We start from the raw sequence: 15,715 nt of genomic DNA on the forward strand, positions 1-15,715 counted from the left end.
ACGTCGCGGTCAGGACACGGGGCCTCCCACCACGGTCTCCGCGCCGCGACACGGTGTCGCGGGCGGCACCGGCACGGCACCGGCGCCGCACGGCGGGCCGACCCCGTCGTCCATGGTACGGGCACCGGCGAAGGTGGCCCGCGCCGCGGCGGGGAGGCGTTCCCCGCCGCGGTACGGGCACCGTCGGGCGCGGGCGGTCAGCCGTCGAGCCGGATCACGCCGTAGTCGTAGCCGCGGCGGCGGTAGACCACCGAGGCACGGCCGGTCTCGCTGCAGGCGAACATGTAAAAGTCGTGGCCGACGAGCTCCATCCGTGACAGCGCCTCGTCGACGCTCATGGGTGTGGCCGGGTGGGACTTCTCGCGGACGATACGGCCGGGCCGGTACTCGGCCTCCCACTGCTGCTCGAGGCGGACCAGCTCGTCGTCGGTCAGGGACTCGTCGTGACCGCGCGGTGCGGGGATGGTGTCGGTGACAGGAGGGGCCGCTTCCATGAGCGCGACGGCCGAGGCGTCGGCGGCGGCACGGGAGGCGGCCACGCGGTCGCGGCGGCTGGGCTTGCGGCGGTCGTGGGAACGACGCAGTCGTTCGGCGAGCTTGCCGACCGCCATGTCGAGTGCGGCGTAGAAGTCGGCGGCGGAGGCCTCGGCGCGGGCGACGGCTCCACAGCCGCCGCGCCCGGTGATCTCGACGCGCTGGCAGGACTTCTGCTGACGGCGGTTCGGCTCGTGGAAGAGCTCCACCTCCATTCCGACGATCTTGTGGTCGTGGCGTTCCAGGCGGCTGAGCTTGTCCTGGACCAGGCCACGGAAGTGCTCCGGCACCTCGACGTTCCGGCCGGTGACGACGATCTCCACTCGAACATCCCTCGCTTCAGTCGTGCTGAACCCGGGACCCGACGACGGCCCCCGGGGGGTGGGCTCGCGGTCGTTCCTCCTGATGTGGTAGCGGTCGGAGTTCAGCGGACGTTATCGGGAAATCCGCCTCCGGGACAGGTCGTTCGCCGACCCGTCGGGTGGACACCCTGGCGCCATCGGACGCGGCGCGCGACGACCTCGCGGCACCCGGATGACCCGTCGCCCCCGGGGCGGCGCGCTCACCTCCGGATCGCGCTCCCGGCGACCACTGTGGACGACGGCCCGGGAGACGGGCGTACCAGTCCGGCCGTGTGATCGTCATCACAGTCTGTCGCCCGGTCGGCGGCGGCGGACCGAGGCGTCGGCGAGCACCACGGCCCCCACGGCGGGCAGTCCCGAGGCGGCGAGCACCGCCCCGCAGGCCCGCAGGGTCGCCCCGGAGGTCACGACGTCGTCGACCAGCAGCACCGCCTCCCCCGGGGCCGCGGGCACCGGCTCGCGGCCCCGGGCCGGGTGCAGCGCCGAGGCCAGGTTCGCCGCCCGGCCCGCGCCGTCGAGCCCCACCGAGTCCCGCGCGCGACGGTGCAGGGCCAGGGCCGCGTCGGGGCGGGCAGGCAGCCCGGCAGCGGTCAGCAGCGGCGCCAGCGCCCGGCACAGCCGCAGCACGTGGTCGCCGCCGCGCACCCGGGCCGCCGACGGCCGGGACGGGGCCGGCACCAGGCGCACCGCGGCCGGGTCCGGCGTCCCGTCGGCCCGCGGCGCGAGCACCGCCGACACCGGGCCCACCAGCAGCCCCGCCAGGTCCGGCGCCAGGTCCCGCCGGCCGCGCTCCTTGTAGGCCAGCACGGCCCGGCGCAGCGGCCCGCGGTAGCGCCCGGCCGCCGCGACCCGGCCGGCGCCGGGCACCCGGACCGGCACCGGGCCCGCCGTGTCCTGCGCGCAGGCCGGGCACCAGCCCCCGCTGCCGGGCGGCCCGGCACCACAGCCCCCGCAGGTCCGGGGCAGGAGGAGGTCCAGCAGGGCGGCGGCCGGGGACGGGGCTCGGGTCGGGGTCACGGCACCGATACTCGCCCCCGGCACCCTCGCCGCGGGCCCGCCGGAGCCCGCCCGGGCCGAGTTGTCCACAACCGCCGGAGTTGTCCACAGGCCGGGGATCCGGCCACCGGGACGCGCTCAGCCGGGGTAGAACGGCTGTGCGGCCGCTCCGGTCCCGCCCGCCTGCTGCCAGGCGTCGAACTCGCCGCCGGAGTAGCTCCACAGGCCGGTCCGGTCGGTCACGTACAGCGGGCGCCCCTCGGCGGCGGCCAGCGCCCCCAGCGGCGCGGTCAGGTTCGTGCCGGGGATCTGGTCCAGCCGCAGACCGTCCGCGCTCACCTCGGACATGGGGCGGTCCGAGTCCGACGCGACCACGATCCGGTCCGCGGAGTGCCAGTCGATCGACACCACGTCGTCGAGGTCCCCGGGGCGCAGGCGCCGCAGCGGCCCGACGGCGACCTCGCCGTCGTCGACCGGGACGATCGGGGCGACGAGCAGCGCACCGTCGGCGACGACGGCGATCCGGCCGCCCTCACGCGCCAGCGCGATGTCCCCGATCCGGCCCAGCGGCGTCAGCCGGCCCGCGTCCACCGCGCCCTCGACCGGCGGCCCGGACGGCGGGACGAGGACCCGGCGCAGCCTGCCGTCCACGACCGCCCAGATCTCGTCACCCGCACCGTTCCAGCTCAGCGAGCGGACGTCGGCGCCGGACACCGGGGTGGCGGTGAGCTCCCCGCCCAGCGGGCCGGTGAGCAGCCGCTGGGTGCCCGTCGACTCCCGGGACACGACGGCGATCCGCCCGCTGCGCGCGGACGCGGCGGCCTCGGTGATGTCGAACGAGCCGTTCCCGGCCTGCCCGGCGACCGGTGCCGCCACGCCGGTCGCGCCGAGCTGACGGACCCGGCCGCCGTCGACGACGTAGGGGAACGCGGGGGCCCGGCCGGGGCCGGCGACGAGGTCGGCCTGGTCCGCGGCCGACACCGTCGGCGTCGCGGGGACCAGCGGTCCGCCGTCGGCCAGCAGCTCCACCCGCGGCACACCCACCCCGCCGAGGGTCTGCGCGACCTGCGCGGCGAGCAGCTCCCGGTCCTGCGGGGACAGCCCCGACACCCCGGTCAGCTCGATCGACGCGGTGCCCGCCGCGGGGTCGGTCGTGGCCGAGCGGATCCGCGCGGTCGCCGGGAACATCGTCACCGCCGCCCCGGCCAGGCCGGTGGACGGCCCGCGCAACAGCACGTCGACGGCGTCCATCGCGAGCTCACCGGGACGCCCGCTGCGGATGTAGTGCCCGTCGGGCAGCAGCATCCGGCGGACCGGGTCGACGAACCAGGCCTGCAGCTCGCGGTAGTGCGAGCGGAAGTCCGACAGCCGGACCATCACCCCGGGCGGTGGCCGGTCGATCCGCCAGCGCTCGCCCTCCCGGACGACGCCGACGTCGACCTCGACCCGCTGCGGGGAGGACTCGAACGCCCCGCCCGGCCCGACCGTGCCCAGCCGGGTGCCCCGCACCCGCACCGTCATCCGGTCCGGGCCCGGTGTGCCGTTGTCCGGCGACACGACGGTGTCGAACCGCTCGTCCAGGACGGTCAGCGACGCCGCGTCGTCCCAGCCCGACGCCGACGCCGACAGGTAGCGGCGGGCCTGCGCGTGCCGGTCGTCGGGCGAGCCGGAACGGTAGACGAACCCGCGGACCAGGCCGAGCGGCTCGTCGTCCTCGATCGGGCCGCTCAGGTTCTGCTCGGCGGCCTGCTCGCCCTGGCGCAGCACCTGCACGTCGGACTGCTGGGGCACCGTCGCGCACCCGGCGACGACGGCGGCGGCGACCGTCACGACCAGCGCCGCCAGCGCACGGCGGGCGGTCACCGGTCGCCGCCCGGGTCGATGATGGCGCGCTCGGCGGGCTGCATCGGCGCGTGCTCCTCGGGGCGCAGCCGCCACAGGTCCTCCTCGCGCAGGTCGCGGCCGATCCCCTGCGGCGGGGTCGGCACCGAGCTGCCGTTGCGCCGGTCCCCGGCCGCGGCGGCGGGCGGGCCGAGCGGCAGCGGCGAGGCGCTGATGTGCCCGCCCACCTCGCGCGGCAGGGTCAGCCGGAACGCCGAGCCGTTGCCCGGCTCGCCCCAGGCCTGCAGCCAGCCGCCGTGCAGCCGGGCGTCCTCGATGCTGATCGACAGCCCGAGCCCGGTGCCGCCGCTGCGCCGGGCCCGCGACTCCTCGGCCCGCCAGAACCGGTTGAACACCAGGTCCGCCTCGCCGGGCCGCAGCCCGACGCCGTGGTCGCGCACGACGACGGCGACCGCGGCGTCGTCGCCGGCCACCGTCACCTCCACCGGGCGGCCCTCGCCGTGGTCGATCGCGTTCGCGACGAGGTTGCGCACGATGCGCTCCACCCGGCGCGGGTCGGCCTCGATCAGCTCGCCCGCCGGCAGGTCCAGGACGAGGTCGGTGCCGGCGTCGGCGGCGATGCCGCGCACCGCGTCGGTCGCCCGCCGCACCACCGCGGACAGGTCGACCCGTTCGGCACCCAGCTCGGCCACGCCGGCGTCGAGGCGGGAGATCTCCAGCAGGTCGGCGAGCAGCTCCTCGAACCGGTCGAGCTCGGTGACCAGCAGCTCGGAGCTGCGGCGCAGCGCCGGGAGCAGCTCGTCGCGGGAGGCGTAGAGGACGTCGGCGGCCATCCGCACGGTGGTCAGCGGCGTGCGCAGCTCGTGGCTGACGTCGGAGGTGAACCGCCGCTGCAGCGCCCCGAACTCCTCGAGCTGGGCGATCTGCGCGGCGAGGCTGCCCGCCATCTCGTTGTAGGACTCGGCGAGCCGGGCGACCTCGTCCTCGCCGCGCACGGCCATCCGCTCGTCGAGGTGTCCCCCGGCGAAGCGTTCGGCCACGTCGGCGGCGTGCCGGATCGGGCGGACCACCTGCCGGGTGACGAGGCTGGCGATCGCGGCCAGCAGCACCAGCAGCACCAGCCCGCCGACGATCAGCGTGCTCTGCACCAGCCCGAGCGTCAGCTGCTCACCGTTGAGCGGGAACAGCAGGTAGAACTGCAGCTCCCGGCCCGCGGTGGCGATCTTCTGCCCGATGACGAGGTTCGGGACGCCGTCGACGGTCGTGTACTGGCGGTTCAGGCTGTCCAGCGACCCGCGGGCGGTGATGTCCTGCTGGCGCGCGGTGATCTGGCCGACGTCGCCGGCGGACACCTCGGGCCCGTTCGCCGACCCGGTGGTCAGCGCGGCGCTGAACTCCCCGGCCGTCCCGGCCCGGCCGGGGCCGGTGGTGTCGGTCAGCCGTTCCAGGGCGGTGTCCAGGATCTCCTGCACGCCCTCGCGGTCCGGGTCGACGCTCGCCAGCTGCCCCTCCAGGACCTGCCGGTTCGCGTCCGACTGGGAGATCGCGGCGTCGAGCTTGCTCTGCAGCAGCCGTTCGGCGATCTCGCTCTGCAGCACCAGGCCGAGCACCAGCACGACCGCCGACGACAGCGCCAGCGTCGAGGTGACCACCCGCAGCTGCAGCGACCGCCGCCAGGCCGCGGCGATGAGCATGCCCAGCTCGTGCGCCTGCACCCGCAGCGGTCCCAGCGCGCGGGCGACCCGCCGGGCCCCGGGCAGCCGGGCCAGCCGGGTGCGGAGTCCGCGGCGACGCGTCACCACGGCCGGTGCACCCGCGGCGCGCCGGTCACGGAGGACCGGCCTTGTACCCCACCCCGCGGACGGTCAGGACCACCTCGGGGCGCTCCGGGTCGCGCTCGACCTTCGACCGGAGACGCTGCACGTGCACGTTCACTAGGCGGGTGTCCGCGGCGTGCCGGTAGCCCCACACCTGCTCGAGCAGGACCTCGCGGGTGAACACCTGGCGCGGCTTGCGGGCCAGCGCGACGAGCAGGTCGAACTCGAGCGGGGTCAGCGCGATCGGCCGGCCCTCCCGGGTGACCTGGTGCGCGGGCACGTCGATGTCGATCTCGCCGATGGACAGCTGCTCGGCGGGCTCGGCGTCGTTGCGGCGGACCCGGGCCCGGATCCGCGCGACGAGCTCCTTGGGCTTGAACGGCTTCACGACGTAGTCGTCGGCGCCGGACTCCAGCCCGAGCACGACGTCGACGGTGTCGCTCTTAGCCGTCAGCATGACGATCGGGACGCCGGACTCCGCCCGGATGGCCCGGCACACGTCGATGCCGTTCATGCCGGGCAGCATCAGGTCGAGCAGCACCACGTCCGGCTGGGTGTCCCGGACGGCGGGCAGTGCCCGCGTCCCGTCGGACACGACCGCTGTCTCGAAGCCCTCGCCTCGCAGCACGATGGTGAGCATCTCGGCCAGGGCCGGGTCGTCGTCGACCACCAGTACGCGCGACTTCATGGACGTCACTATCCCAGCCCCGTGATCAGCACCGGTGCAGCAGGGCGGGCACGAGGGCCGACGGTGCCGCGGCGGGGTCGTCGAGCACTGTCCAGCGGCTCAGCCAGGACCGCGCCGCCAGCTCCCGGTAGACGGCGTCGGTGCGGGCCTGCAGGCCGTCGTCGCTCTCGTAGGCGTCGCGGGCGCGGCCGGGCTCGGTGGCCGCGCGCGACCTCGCCCGCTCCGCGGCGACCTCCCGGGGCGGTGCCAGCAGCAGCTGGTGGCCGGGCACCGGGATGCCGAACCGGTCGACCTCCAGCGCCCGGACCCAGCCGACGACCTCGCCGCCGGCGTCCTGGCCGAGCCGGGCGGCGCTGTAGGCGGCGTTGGAGGCGACGTAGCGGTCCACGAGCACGACGTCGTGTGCGGCGAGCGCCGCACGCAGCCCGGCCGCGGCGGCCCGGCGGTCGAGCGCGAACAGCACCGCCATCGCGTGCACCGAGGAGGCGAGGTCGCCCATCCGGCCATAGAGCGCGTCGCGGGCCAGCTCGGCGTGCACGTCGTCGTCGTAGCGGGGGAAGGCCGTCGTGGTGACCGAGGCGCCGTGTGCGCGCAGCCCGGCGACGAGCTCCGTGGTGAACGTGTGCTTGCCCGCACCGTCCAGTCCCTCGACGACCACCAGTTCCCCCACGGCGGTCGAGCCTAGGTCAGGCACCCAGCTCCGAGACGGTGGGCCAGGTCGTCGCGAAGCCCGGGTGCAGGTCCAGCTCACCGAGCCGGTCGGTGCGCACCCAGCGCAGCTCGGTGCTCTCCGCGCCGCGCACCCGGACCGGCGGCGCGTCCGGCGTCCGCACGACGACCGTGGTGTAGCTCCAGCCGCCGTGGTCGTCGACGAACTCCTCCACCGGCGCCAGCCCGGCGACGGCGAGGGTGCTCTCCTCGGCCGCCTCGCGCAGCGCCGCCCGCACCGCGGACTCCCCCCGGTCCCGGGCACCGCCGGGGATCCCCCAGGTGCCGCCGTGGTGGCTCCAGGACGCCCGGTGCTGCAGCAGCACCCGGTCGACGCCCGCCGGGTCGGCGTCGTCGCGGTGGCGCACGAGCAGCCCGGCCGCGCCGAACAGGCCCCAGTGCCGGTGACCCCGGGCGCAGTGCACCCAGCCGTCACCCGACCCGATCTCGATCGTCATCTCGACGGTGACCCCCTGGTACGCCGACGGCGCGGCGCCCCGGGAGGGGGCCGCCGCGCCGTCGGACGGAGAACGCGGAGAACGAGGTACCGATGCGCGATCCGCGAGCTACTCGCTCAGTACCGATGCGCGATCCGCGAGCTACTCGCTCAGTACCGATGCGCGATCCGCGAGCTACTCGCTCAGTACCGGTAGTGCTCCGGCTTGTACGGACCCTCGACGTCCACGCCGATGTACTCGGCCTGGTCCTTGGTGAGCTTGGTGAGCTCGCCGCCGAGGGCCTGCACGTGGATCCGCGCGACCTTCTCGTCCAGGTGCTTCGGCAGCCGGTAGACGTCCTTGTTGTACTCCTCGTGCTTGGTGAACAGCTCGACCTGGGCGATCACCTGGTTCGAGAAGCTGTTGGACATCACGAACGACGGGTGGCCGGTCGCGTTGCCCAGGTTCATCAGGCGGCCCTCGGACAGGACGATGACCGAGTGCCCGTCCGGGAAGATCCACTCGTCGACCTGGGGCTTGATGTTGATCTTCTTGATGCCCTCGACGCGGGACAGGCCCGCCATGTCGATCTCGTTGTCGAAGTGACCGACGTTGGCGACGATCGCCTGGTGCTTGGCCCGCTTGAGCAGGTCGACCGTCAGGATGTCCTTGTTACCGGTCGCCGTGACGATGATGTCGGCCTGCTCGATGACCGAGTCCAGGGTCGCGACCTGGTGACCCTCCAGCAGCGCCTGCAGCGCGCAGATCGGGTCGACCTCGGCGACGATGACGCGCGCACCCTGGCCCGCGAGAGCCTCGACCGAGCCCTTGCCGGTGTCGCCGTAGGCGGCCACGACGGCCACCTTGCCGCCGAGCAGCACGTCGGTGGCCCGGTTGAGACCGTCGACCAGCGAGTGGCGGATGCCGTACTTGTTGTCGAACTTCGACTTGGTGACCGAGTCGTTCACGTTGATCGCCGGGAAGAGCAGCTCGCCGCGCTCGGCCAGCTGGTACAGCCGGTTGACGCCGGTGGTGGTCTCCTCGGTGACTCCGCGGATGTCGGAGTTGATCGTCGTCCAGCGCTGCGGGTCCTCGGCGAGGCTGCGGCGCAGGGTGTCGAACACGACCCGCTCCTCGTCGGAGACCGAGAGGTCGTCGTCGTCGAAGGTCGGCACGACGCCGGACTTCTCGAACTCGACGCCCTTGTGCACGAGCAGGGTGGCGTCGCCGCCGTCGTCGAGGATCATGTTCGGGCCGACGACGTTGCCGTCGGCGTCACGGAACTTGAACAGCTGCTCGGTGCACCACCAGTAGTCCTCCAGCGACTCGCCCTTCCAGGCGAAGACCGGGACGCCCTGCGGGTCCTCCGCGGTGCCGTGCGGACCGACGACGGTCGCCGCGGCGGCGTAGTCCTGGGTGGAGAAGATGTTGCAGGACACCCAGCGGACGTCGGCGCCGAGCGCGACGAGGGTCTCGATGAGGACCGCGGTCTGGGTGGTCATGTGCAGCGAGCCCGCGATCCGCGCGCCGGTCAGCGGCTTGGACTCCCCGTACTCACGGCGCAGGTCGATCAGGCCCGGCATCTCGTTCTCGGCGAGCCGGATGTCCTTGCGGCCGTACTCCGCCTCGGAGATGTCGGCGATCGCGAAGTCCAGGCCGCCGGCGTGCTGCAGCTTCGGGTGATCGGTCATGGGGTGGGTGCGCCTCCTCAGGCGTAAGAGTCGTACTCGTCGGCACGACGGGTGCGGTCCGACGGGGAGGAGGAGCGGCGTACACGGGTCACGGCGTCCTCCCTCCTCGTCGGAGACAGGCGCCCTTTCTCGTCCGTGCCGGCCGGGCCCGAGCGTGGCGGCCGGTGACGGCCGCTGCAGCGCCTCTCGGCGCCCGGCGATGTCGCGACTCCATGGTTCCGAGCCGCCGCGGGGGTGTCAACTCGTGCGTGATCAGCCCGTCAGGTGCTCGGCGAGCAGCCCGCCCGCCGCGACCTCGCGGCCGTGCGCGGCCAGCAGCCCGGCCGGGGCCAGCACGGACTCGCTGTCGACCCGCACCTCCGCCCGGGCCAGCAGCGGGGCCAGGACGGCGTCGTGGCGCACCGTGCGGGCCGCCGCGGCCAGCCCGGCCGCGTCGCGCTGGCGGAACACGCCCCCGGTGAGCACGACGAGACCGATCTCACCCGCGTCGACGGGGGCGTCCGGACCGGTGCCGGGATGCGCGGGATCGGCCAGGACGCCGGTGTGACGCAGGTGCCTGCGCAACGCGACCACCGCCGCGATCGCGGCCAGCCTGCGGTCCTCGGCGGCCGCGCCGCGGTCGGCGGGCACCGTGGCGCGCGACTCCTGCAGCGCGGCGACGGCCGGGCCGAGCAGGTCGGCCTCCACCGGGTCGACGATGCCCTCGGTCTGGGCCTCCGTCAGGACACCGACGGCGCCGTCGCGCACCCCGAGGTCGCCCTCCACGGTCGCGGCGGCCGGGCCGGGCCCGGGGCCGCTGCGGTGCACGTCGGTGGTCGCCGACCCGACGTCGACGACGAGCACCCCGGTCCCGGTCAGCCGGGCCAGCACCCCGGCCCCGTCGCCGACCGCGGCGTGCGTGCCGACATGGACCAGCGCGCCGAACCGGCCGGTGCCCGTCCCGAGGACGTGCCGGGCGTAGAGCGCGGCGACCGCGTCCCGCGCCGGTCCCGCGACGATCCGGCCCGGCCGCGGCGTGACGTTCGGGCAGGTCGTGACGGCCCGGCCGCCCGCCAGCAGGAGGCCGAGCGCGTCGGTGCGGGCGACGTCGTCGACCGAGAGCAGCACCGGCCAGTGCCCGCGGGTGCGGGCCAGCCGGCCCGCGTTGTGCAGCAGCACCGCCGGGTCGGCCCCGTCGGCACCGCCGAGCAGCAGCACCGCCCCGGGGCGCCGGCTCGACAGCTCCAGCACCGCGTCGGGCTCCAGCGGCCCGGGGTGCACCCCGACCACCCGGGCGCCCGCCGAGCGGCAGACCCGATGCCCGGCCTCGGTCGCGGTCAGGGTCTCCGACCCCACCACCGACAGGCGCAGCGCGCCGCCCGCCGAGGAACAGGCCAGCACCCGCGGCCCGCGGCGCCTGCCCCGGCCCGCGGCGGCCGCTGCGGCGGCGACGGCGGCGTCGACCCCGGTCAGCACGTCCGGTGTGGTGGGGTGCTCGGCGAACCCGGCGGGTGTCCCGTCGGGCAGCACCAGCACCGCCTTCGTCCAGCCGGAGCCGACGTCGAGGCAGACCGTGGGCGCGTGCGGGTCGTCCGGGGACGCTTCGGTCATGGACGGCGAGCGTACTGCGGTCGGGCGGTCACAGGCAGTGTCCGGAGCAGATCCGTTGCGACGCGGACCTGACCGAGAGGTGGGTGATCGAGGCCACGCCGCCGGGAGGTTGATCCGCGTGTTCGAACCGATGCGGGACCGACTGCTGCCCCCTACCGCATGCGTTCCACCGTGCGGAGCAGCCGTTCGGAGGCATACGGAGGGTGACCGCTCAGCCGGAGGGGCCCGAGGACGCCGTCACGGTGGCCCAGTGGGCCGAACGGGTACGGCGGCTCGCGACCGTCCTGGACACCCTGGGTATCTCCCCGGACGGCCGTGTCGGCACGTTCTGCTGCAAATCCTCCCGGCCCCTGGAGTTCCACCTCGCCGTGCCGGGCACCGACCGGGTGCTGCACACGCTCAACCATCCGGCTGCACCCCGACCAGCTCGTCGACGTGGCCGAGCACGCCGGCGACGAGGTCGTCTTCGTCGACCGGTCCCTGCTGCCACTGTTGTAGCCGCATGTCGACCCGGTGCCCGGCGTCGCACACCCAAGGCGGCCGGGGCCGCGGTGATCGGCATCTCCCACGAGCAGTGGGTGGAACGGCCGCCGGCCTGCGTGGTCGTCGAGCCGGGGCGAGACGCTGACCGCCGACGAGCTACGGGCGTTCCTCGCCGACCGGGTCGCCCGGTGACGGCTCCCGGACGCGGTGGAGTTCATCGACGAGGTACCGAGGACGAGCGTCGGGAAGTTCTCGAGGACGACCCTGCGCGAGCAGTTCACCGGCTACGAGCTGCCCGGCTGAGGGTCGCTTCCGGACACGACCACCTCCAGCCAGGCGTACTCGACGGTCGACTCGCGCACCGTGACCGTGGCGTCGTCGGGGACCGGCAGGTCCCGGCCGGGCACGACGACGAGGCTCGCGGTGGTGATCGATCCGTCGTCGTGCAGGCCGAGCACGATCTCGCGCGCCGGGATGCCCGTCAGCGCGGGACGCAGCAGCGCCGCGACGCGACCCGGTTCGACGCGCGCCCCCGCCGACGGCTGCAGCACGACCCGGCAGCCTGCCGAGCGGGCGGCGTCGAGTGCCGTGCGCAGGTCGTCGTCGAGCACCTCGGGCAGGTGCAGCTCGTCGCGGATCGCGGCGTCCAGACGCAGCGCGGTGTCCCGGCGCGACCCGGCGGCCTCGGTCCCCGCCGCGACCGCGGTCAGGAACGGCCGCACCTCCCGGTGCAACGACTCGATGCGCCGGTCCCGCACCGACCGCCGCACCCGGGCGACCACGGCGTCGGCCTCGACCCGGGTGCGGCGGGCGTTCGCCTCGATCGTGGCGCGACCGAGCCGACGGATCGTGCGCCCGATCAGCCACGCCATCAGCGTCCCCAGAGCGGGGGCGACGAGCATCGGCATCGCGAACAGGACGACCGTCACCGGCGGCTCGGCCGACATCGGCCCGGCCGCGAGCACGGCGACGATGCCGACCTGCGCGGCGAGGACGGCGAGCAGCGCCTCGGCCGAACGTCGCACCGTCACCAGCACCATGAGCAACGGCGTGGTCGCGCCGATCGGCCACGAGGCGAGGGTCAGCAGGTCCGCCAGCGGGACCACGGCGACGGCCGCGACCGCTCCCCCGACCGCGACGAGGGCGGCGGCCGCCGAGAGGACCGGCCCCACACCCCGCGCGGCCCGGACCACCAGCGCCGCCGCGAGCACGCACACCGTCGCGTACCACGGCAGGAACCATCGCGATTCCGGGACCTGGTCCGGTTGCAGGGCCGCCACCAGCGCGTTCATCGCGAGGTACCCGATCAGCAGCGCGTAGAGGGGTCGGCGGACGTCGCCCGTGGCGGCGGCGACGAGCGCGATCCGGTCGACGGGGGCGGAGGGCGGTGCCGGACCGACCGGATCGGGGGGCCGGTCCAGGCGCACCGTGGTGCCGCGTCCGGGCGCGCTCGTGAGCGTCGCCGTCCCGCCGACCGCCCGCATCCGGCCGACGATCGACTCGTCGACACCGGCGGACGGGCCATGCGCCGCGGGGTCGAAACCGCGGCCGTTGTCGACGACCGTCACTCGGATCCCCGGGCCGGGCGCCAGCTCGATCCGGGCCTCGCCCGCCGCGGCGTGCCGGTCGACGTTGCGCAGCGCCTCGCCGACCGCGCCGCGGACGGCGGCGACCACCTCGACCGAGGCGACGACCGGCTCGGCGGGCAGCGCGATCCGGCGCGGGGTCCGACTGTCGAGCCCGTCGAGCGCCGAGCGGACGTCGGTCTCCGGATCCCCGGGCGGCGTCGGGGCGGACCCGTCGAGCGCGGCGACCGCGCGGGAGGCCGCCGCGCGCCGCTGCGCACCGTCCACCCCGCCGGTGGCGGCCCCCCGCAGAGCGGCGGACACCTCGTCGTGCAGGACTCGGCCGAACTCCGCGGCCGCCTCCCGTTCGGCTGCGGCGCCGTCGGCGGTGATCCGGGCGGCGCGTTCGGCCTCGGCCGCCGCGTCGGCCCGGGCACCCGCGGTCCGCAGGACCGGTGCCACCACCGCGGCGATGGCGCCGCTGACGACCAGTGACCACACCCCCAGCAGTGCGGCGGGCAGCCCGTCGGTCGGTGCGCTGGTCGCGACCTGCAGGACGACGAGCGCACCGGTTCCGGCGGCCGCCCACCGGGGCGGGGCCAGCGTGAGCAGCGGGACGATCGCCGCCACGACCGCCTGGCTGCGGTACCCGACGACCAGACCGGCGGGTGCCTCCACCAGGTATCCGACCTGCACGAGGGCGGCGACCAGCACGACGACGCCGACGTCGACGGGTCCGAGCCGGGTCCGGATGCCGCGGACCGTCAGGACCGCCGCGGTCGTCACGAACGCCGCCGCCCCCGTCGTCGACACGGGGGCCCCGGCGGTGGGACCGGCGCCGGTGAGCCCGCGCACTGCGATCGCCGACCAGCCGACGGCGAAGAGCATCAGCAGCGACGCGTACGCGCGTTGCAGGCCGACCTCGACCCCGGCCCGGAAGCTCATCCCGGATCCAGGTCGAGGTGGCCGTCGGCGTAGGCGCGCCACGGCAGCTCGGTGGAGTCCTTGAACAGGACCCCACGGGCGGCGTACGCCGCCAGTGCCCGCTCGCGGTAGGTCTGCAGCGTCCCCGGCGTCACGAACAGCTGCTCGGCGATCGAGCGGCGCGGCACCCCACGCGCCATCATGCGGAGCACGTCGAGCTGCCGCTCGGACAGCCGGACCCGACCGGCCGGGTCGTTGACGATCTGGTGGGCGAGTTCGCTGGAGACGTAGACGGTCCCGCCCCCGGCACACCGGATCGCCTCGATCAGCCCGTCCTCCGGGTCGCCCTTGAGCACCAGCCCGGACGCCCCTGCCTCGATCCCGCGCCGGACCGGCGCCGGGCGACGCTCGGTGGTGAACAGCAGGACCGCCGCCCCCCACGCGCGCAGGCGGGTGACGTTGTCGGCGACGTCGCTGCCGTCGCCGAGACGGACGTCGAGCAGCACGACGTCCGGCGGGTCACCGACGATCAGCTCGTCGACCGTCGACGCGGCCGCGGCCCAGACGATCCCCGCACCGGCCGCCTCCAGGTGCGCCCGCAGCCCGGTGAGCACGATCGGGTGATCGTCGACACCGGCGACGGTGAGCGAGGTCATGGGCCGATCCTGCCAACCCCTCCGTGGCAGGACCGACCCGCCCGCCGTAGACCGGACCCGCCGGTCAGCAGGTCGGGTCACCAGAACCGGGCCGTCACCGACGGTCGTGTGACGGAATCCGGTGCCCGCGTGGTCTGCCATCGCTCCAGTACCTCACCGGTCTCGTCGTAGACGGTGACACGCGTCCCATGGGCGAACTCACCGTCGAGCCCGACCGAGTCGCAATAGTCCGAGCCGCGTGGAGGCCGTTCGACCATCACGACGAACGGTGCCTGCACGTTGTAGAACCGGGTGGTGTACCCACCGTAGGCAGGACTGGTGTGGCAGCGATTGACGATCGGCACCCCGACGATCGGGCCGTCGGGGTCGCGCAGGTTCTCCAGAACCATCGTGACCTGTCCTGGACGGAGAGGCGTGCCGTCCTCCGCCTCCTCGGGGAGCGGCTCGTCACCGTCGGCCGCGGCCGCCGAATGGGCGAGCTGCCGCTGCTGTTCGGTCAGCGGTTTCATCAGCTGACCGGTCGCCCCGTCCCACACCGGCGGTGACGCCGGGGCCATGGCCCCGCACCCGGCGGCCACGAAGCCGACGAGGACGGCCACCACGGCGAGCGGTCCGTGTCCGGCTCTCGACATCGTCACCTCTCCCGGTAGGTCGCCGAGCAGTCGCCGCCGTCGCAGCCGGCGACCACGACGGAGTACTTCTCGGGCTTCGCCCCGATGTCCGAACCCGTCGGGTCGTCCGGTGTCTTCTCCGCACTGCGGACGAACTGGATGATCTGCGGGTCCGCACCGGGTTCGAACCAGATCCGTCCGGGCAGCCGCTCGGCACCGTTGTTCGCGGTGTCGCAGGTCAGGGCTCTGTCGAAGTACTGGCTGGTGGCGCCGTCGTCGTAGGTCACCGGGAATCCGCTGTCCGGTTTCCAGGCGAAGCCGTTCGACACGAGATGGTCGACCGACACCAGGACCGAGACCACCCGAACGGTGTGGTCGTCGAAGGCCTCGGGCCGCGTCGAGGTGAAGTTCACCGCGCATCCGGGAGCGAGGAAACCGGCATCGGTGGCCGGTACCTCCTCGTGCCACTCCAACGTCACCTCGGCGCGATAGCCGCCTTGGGCGGAGGCGGACACGACGTCAGTGCGCCGCACCGCTCCCCACCGGGACTCGATCGCGGTGACTGGATCCGCGTCGCGTGAGTTCTCCCAAGAGTCACCGCTCGAGTCGGATTCCGTCGGACTCGAGATGACGTTCTGCGGGCTCGCTTGCGGATCGGGAACGGACGCACCACACCCAGCACCGATGAGGGCCACGACCAGGATCGCTCCGACGATCAGGACACGCGCAGACGAGAACGACCGTGCCCCGACCGAATCGGTCGACTCGAGGATGCGGACCTTCGCCACGATCATCTTCCTCTCTTCCCAGG

Annotated in this window: 13 protein-coding genes; all 13 read right to left on the minus strand. The window is 74.7% G+C overall.

The genetic code is table 11. The features are described from left to right. Positions 1-197: 197 nt before the first annotated feature. The 13 genes from hpf to WHI96_RS14540 all read right to left on the minus strand — a co-directional run bounded on the left by hpf (position 198) and on the right by WHI96_RS14540 (position 15,698). The gene (gene hpf / locus WHI96_RS14480; protein ID WP_345646575.1) at positions 198-857 is read right to left on the minus strand and encodes a ribosome hibernation-promoting factor, HPF/YfiA family; all 660 of its coding nucleotides are present in this window, start codon (positions 855-857) and stop codon (positions 198-200) included. 321 nt (positions 858-1,178) lie between these two features. Beyond that, positions 1,179-1,913, minus strand: coding sequence for a ComF family protein (locus WHI96_RS14485; protein ID WP_345646578.1), 735 nt, complete (start codon positions 1,911-1,913; stop codon positions 1,179-1,181). A 117-nt stretch (positions 1,914-2,030) separates the two neighbouring features. Beyond that, positions 2,031-3,755, minus strand: coding sequence for an LpqB family beta-propeller domain-containing protein (locus WHI96_RS14490; protein ID WP_345646581.1), 1,725 nt, complete (start codon positions 3,753-3,755; stop codon positions 2,031-2,033). Continuing rightward, positions 3,752-5,428 carry an MtrAB system histidine kinase MtrB gene (mtrB, locus tag WHI96_RS14495; RefSeq protein ID WP_345646785.1) on the minus strand — a complete coding sequence of 559 codons (1,677 nt, stop codon included), beginning with the start codon at positions 5,426-5,428 and terminating at the stop codon, positions 3,752-3,754. Before mtrB ends, WHI96_RS14490 begins: the two co-directional genes overlap by 4 nt. Positions 5,429-5,561: 133 nt before the next feature. Continuing rightward, on the minus strand, positions 5,562-6,239 hold the full coding sequence (mtrA, locus tag WHI96_RS14500; RefSeq protein WP_020622190.1) for an MtrAB system response regulator MtrA: 678 nt from the start codon (positions 6,237-6,239) through the stop codon (positions 5,562-5,564). Between the two features lie 25 nt (positions 6,240-6,264). Beyond that, the gene (locus WHI96_RS14505; protein ID WP_345646586.1) at positions 6,265-6,909 is read right to left on the minus strand and encodes a dTMP kinase; all 645 of its coding nucleotides are present in this window, start codon (positions 6,907-6,909) and stop codon (positions 6,265-6,267) included. Positions 6,910-6,925: 16 nt separating this feature from the next. Beyond that, positions 6,926-7,405, minus strand: a complete 480-nt coding sequence (locus tag WHI96_RS14510) for an NUDIX hydrolase (RefSeq protein ID WP_073576339.1) — start codon at positions 7,403-7,405, stop codon at positions 6,926-6,928. Positions 7,406-7,587: 182 nt separating this feature from the next. Continuing rightward, the gene (gene ahcY / locus WHI96_RS14515) at positions 7,588-9,075 is read right to left on the minus strand and encodes an adenosylhomocysteinase (protein ID WP_345646590.1); all 1,488 of its coding nucleotides are present in this window, start codon (positions 9,073-9,075) and stop codon (positions 7,588-7,590) included. Between the two features lie 252 nt (positions 9,076-9,327). Further along, entirely contained in the window at positions 9,328-10,665 is a 1,338-nt protein-coding gene (locus WHI96_RS14520; RefSeq protein WP_345646592.1) for a glutamate mutase L, read from the minus strand. Between the two features lie 767 nt (positions 10,666-11,432). Beyond that, entirely contained in the window at positions 11,433-13,658 is a 2,226-nt protein-coding gene (locus WHI96_RS14525; protein WP_345646595.1) for a sensor histidine kinase, read from the minus strand. Continuing rightward, complete coding sequence (locus WHI96_RS14530) at positions 13,655-14,293, minus strand: response regulator transcription factor (protein WP_345646598.1); 639 nt, start codon at positions 14,291-14,293, stop codon at positions 13,655-13,657. The genes WHI96_RS14525 and WHI96_RS14530 overlap by 4 nt, the downstream gene beginning before the upstream one ends. 77 nt (positions 14,294-14,370) lie before the next feature. Then, positions 14,371-14,802 (minus strand): hypothetical protein, encoded by a 432-nt coding sequence (locus tag WHI96_RS14535; protein ID WP_345646601.1) that lies wholly within the window; start codon positions 14,800-14,802, stop codon positions 14,371-14,373. Between the two features lie 125 nt (positions 14,803-14,927). Then, on the minus strand, positions 14,928-15,698 hold the full coding sequence (locus tag WHI96_RS14540; protein WP_345646604.1) for a hypothetical protein: 771 nt from the start codon (positions 15,696-15,698) through the stop codon (positions 14,928-14,930). Positions 15,699-15,715: the final 17 nt, after the last annotated feature.

The sequence above is a fragment of the Pseudonocardia tropica genome, assembly GCF_040105315.1.
In the GTDB taxonomy this organism is placed as follows: Bacteria; Actinomycetota; Actinomycetes; order Mycobacteriales; family Pseudonocardiaceae; genus Pseudonocardia; species Pseudonocardia alni.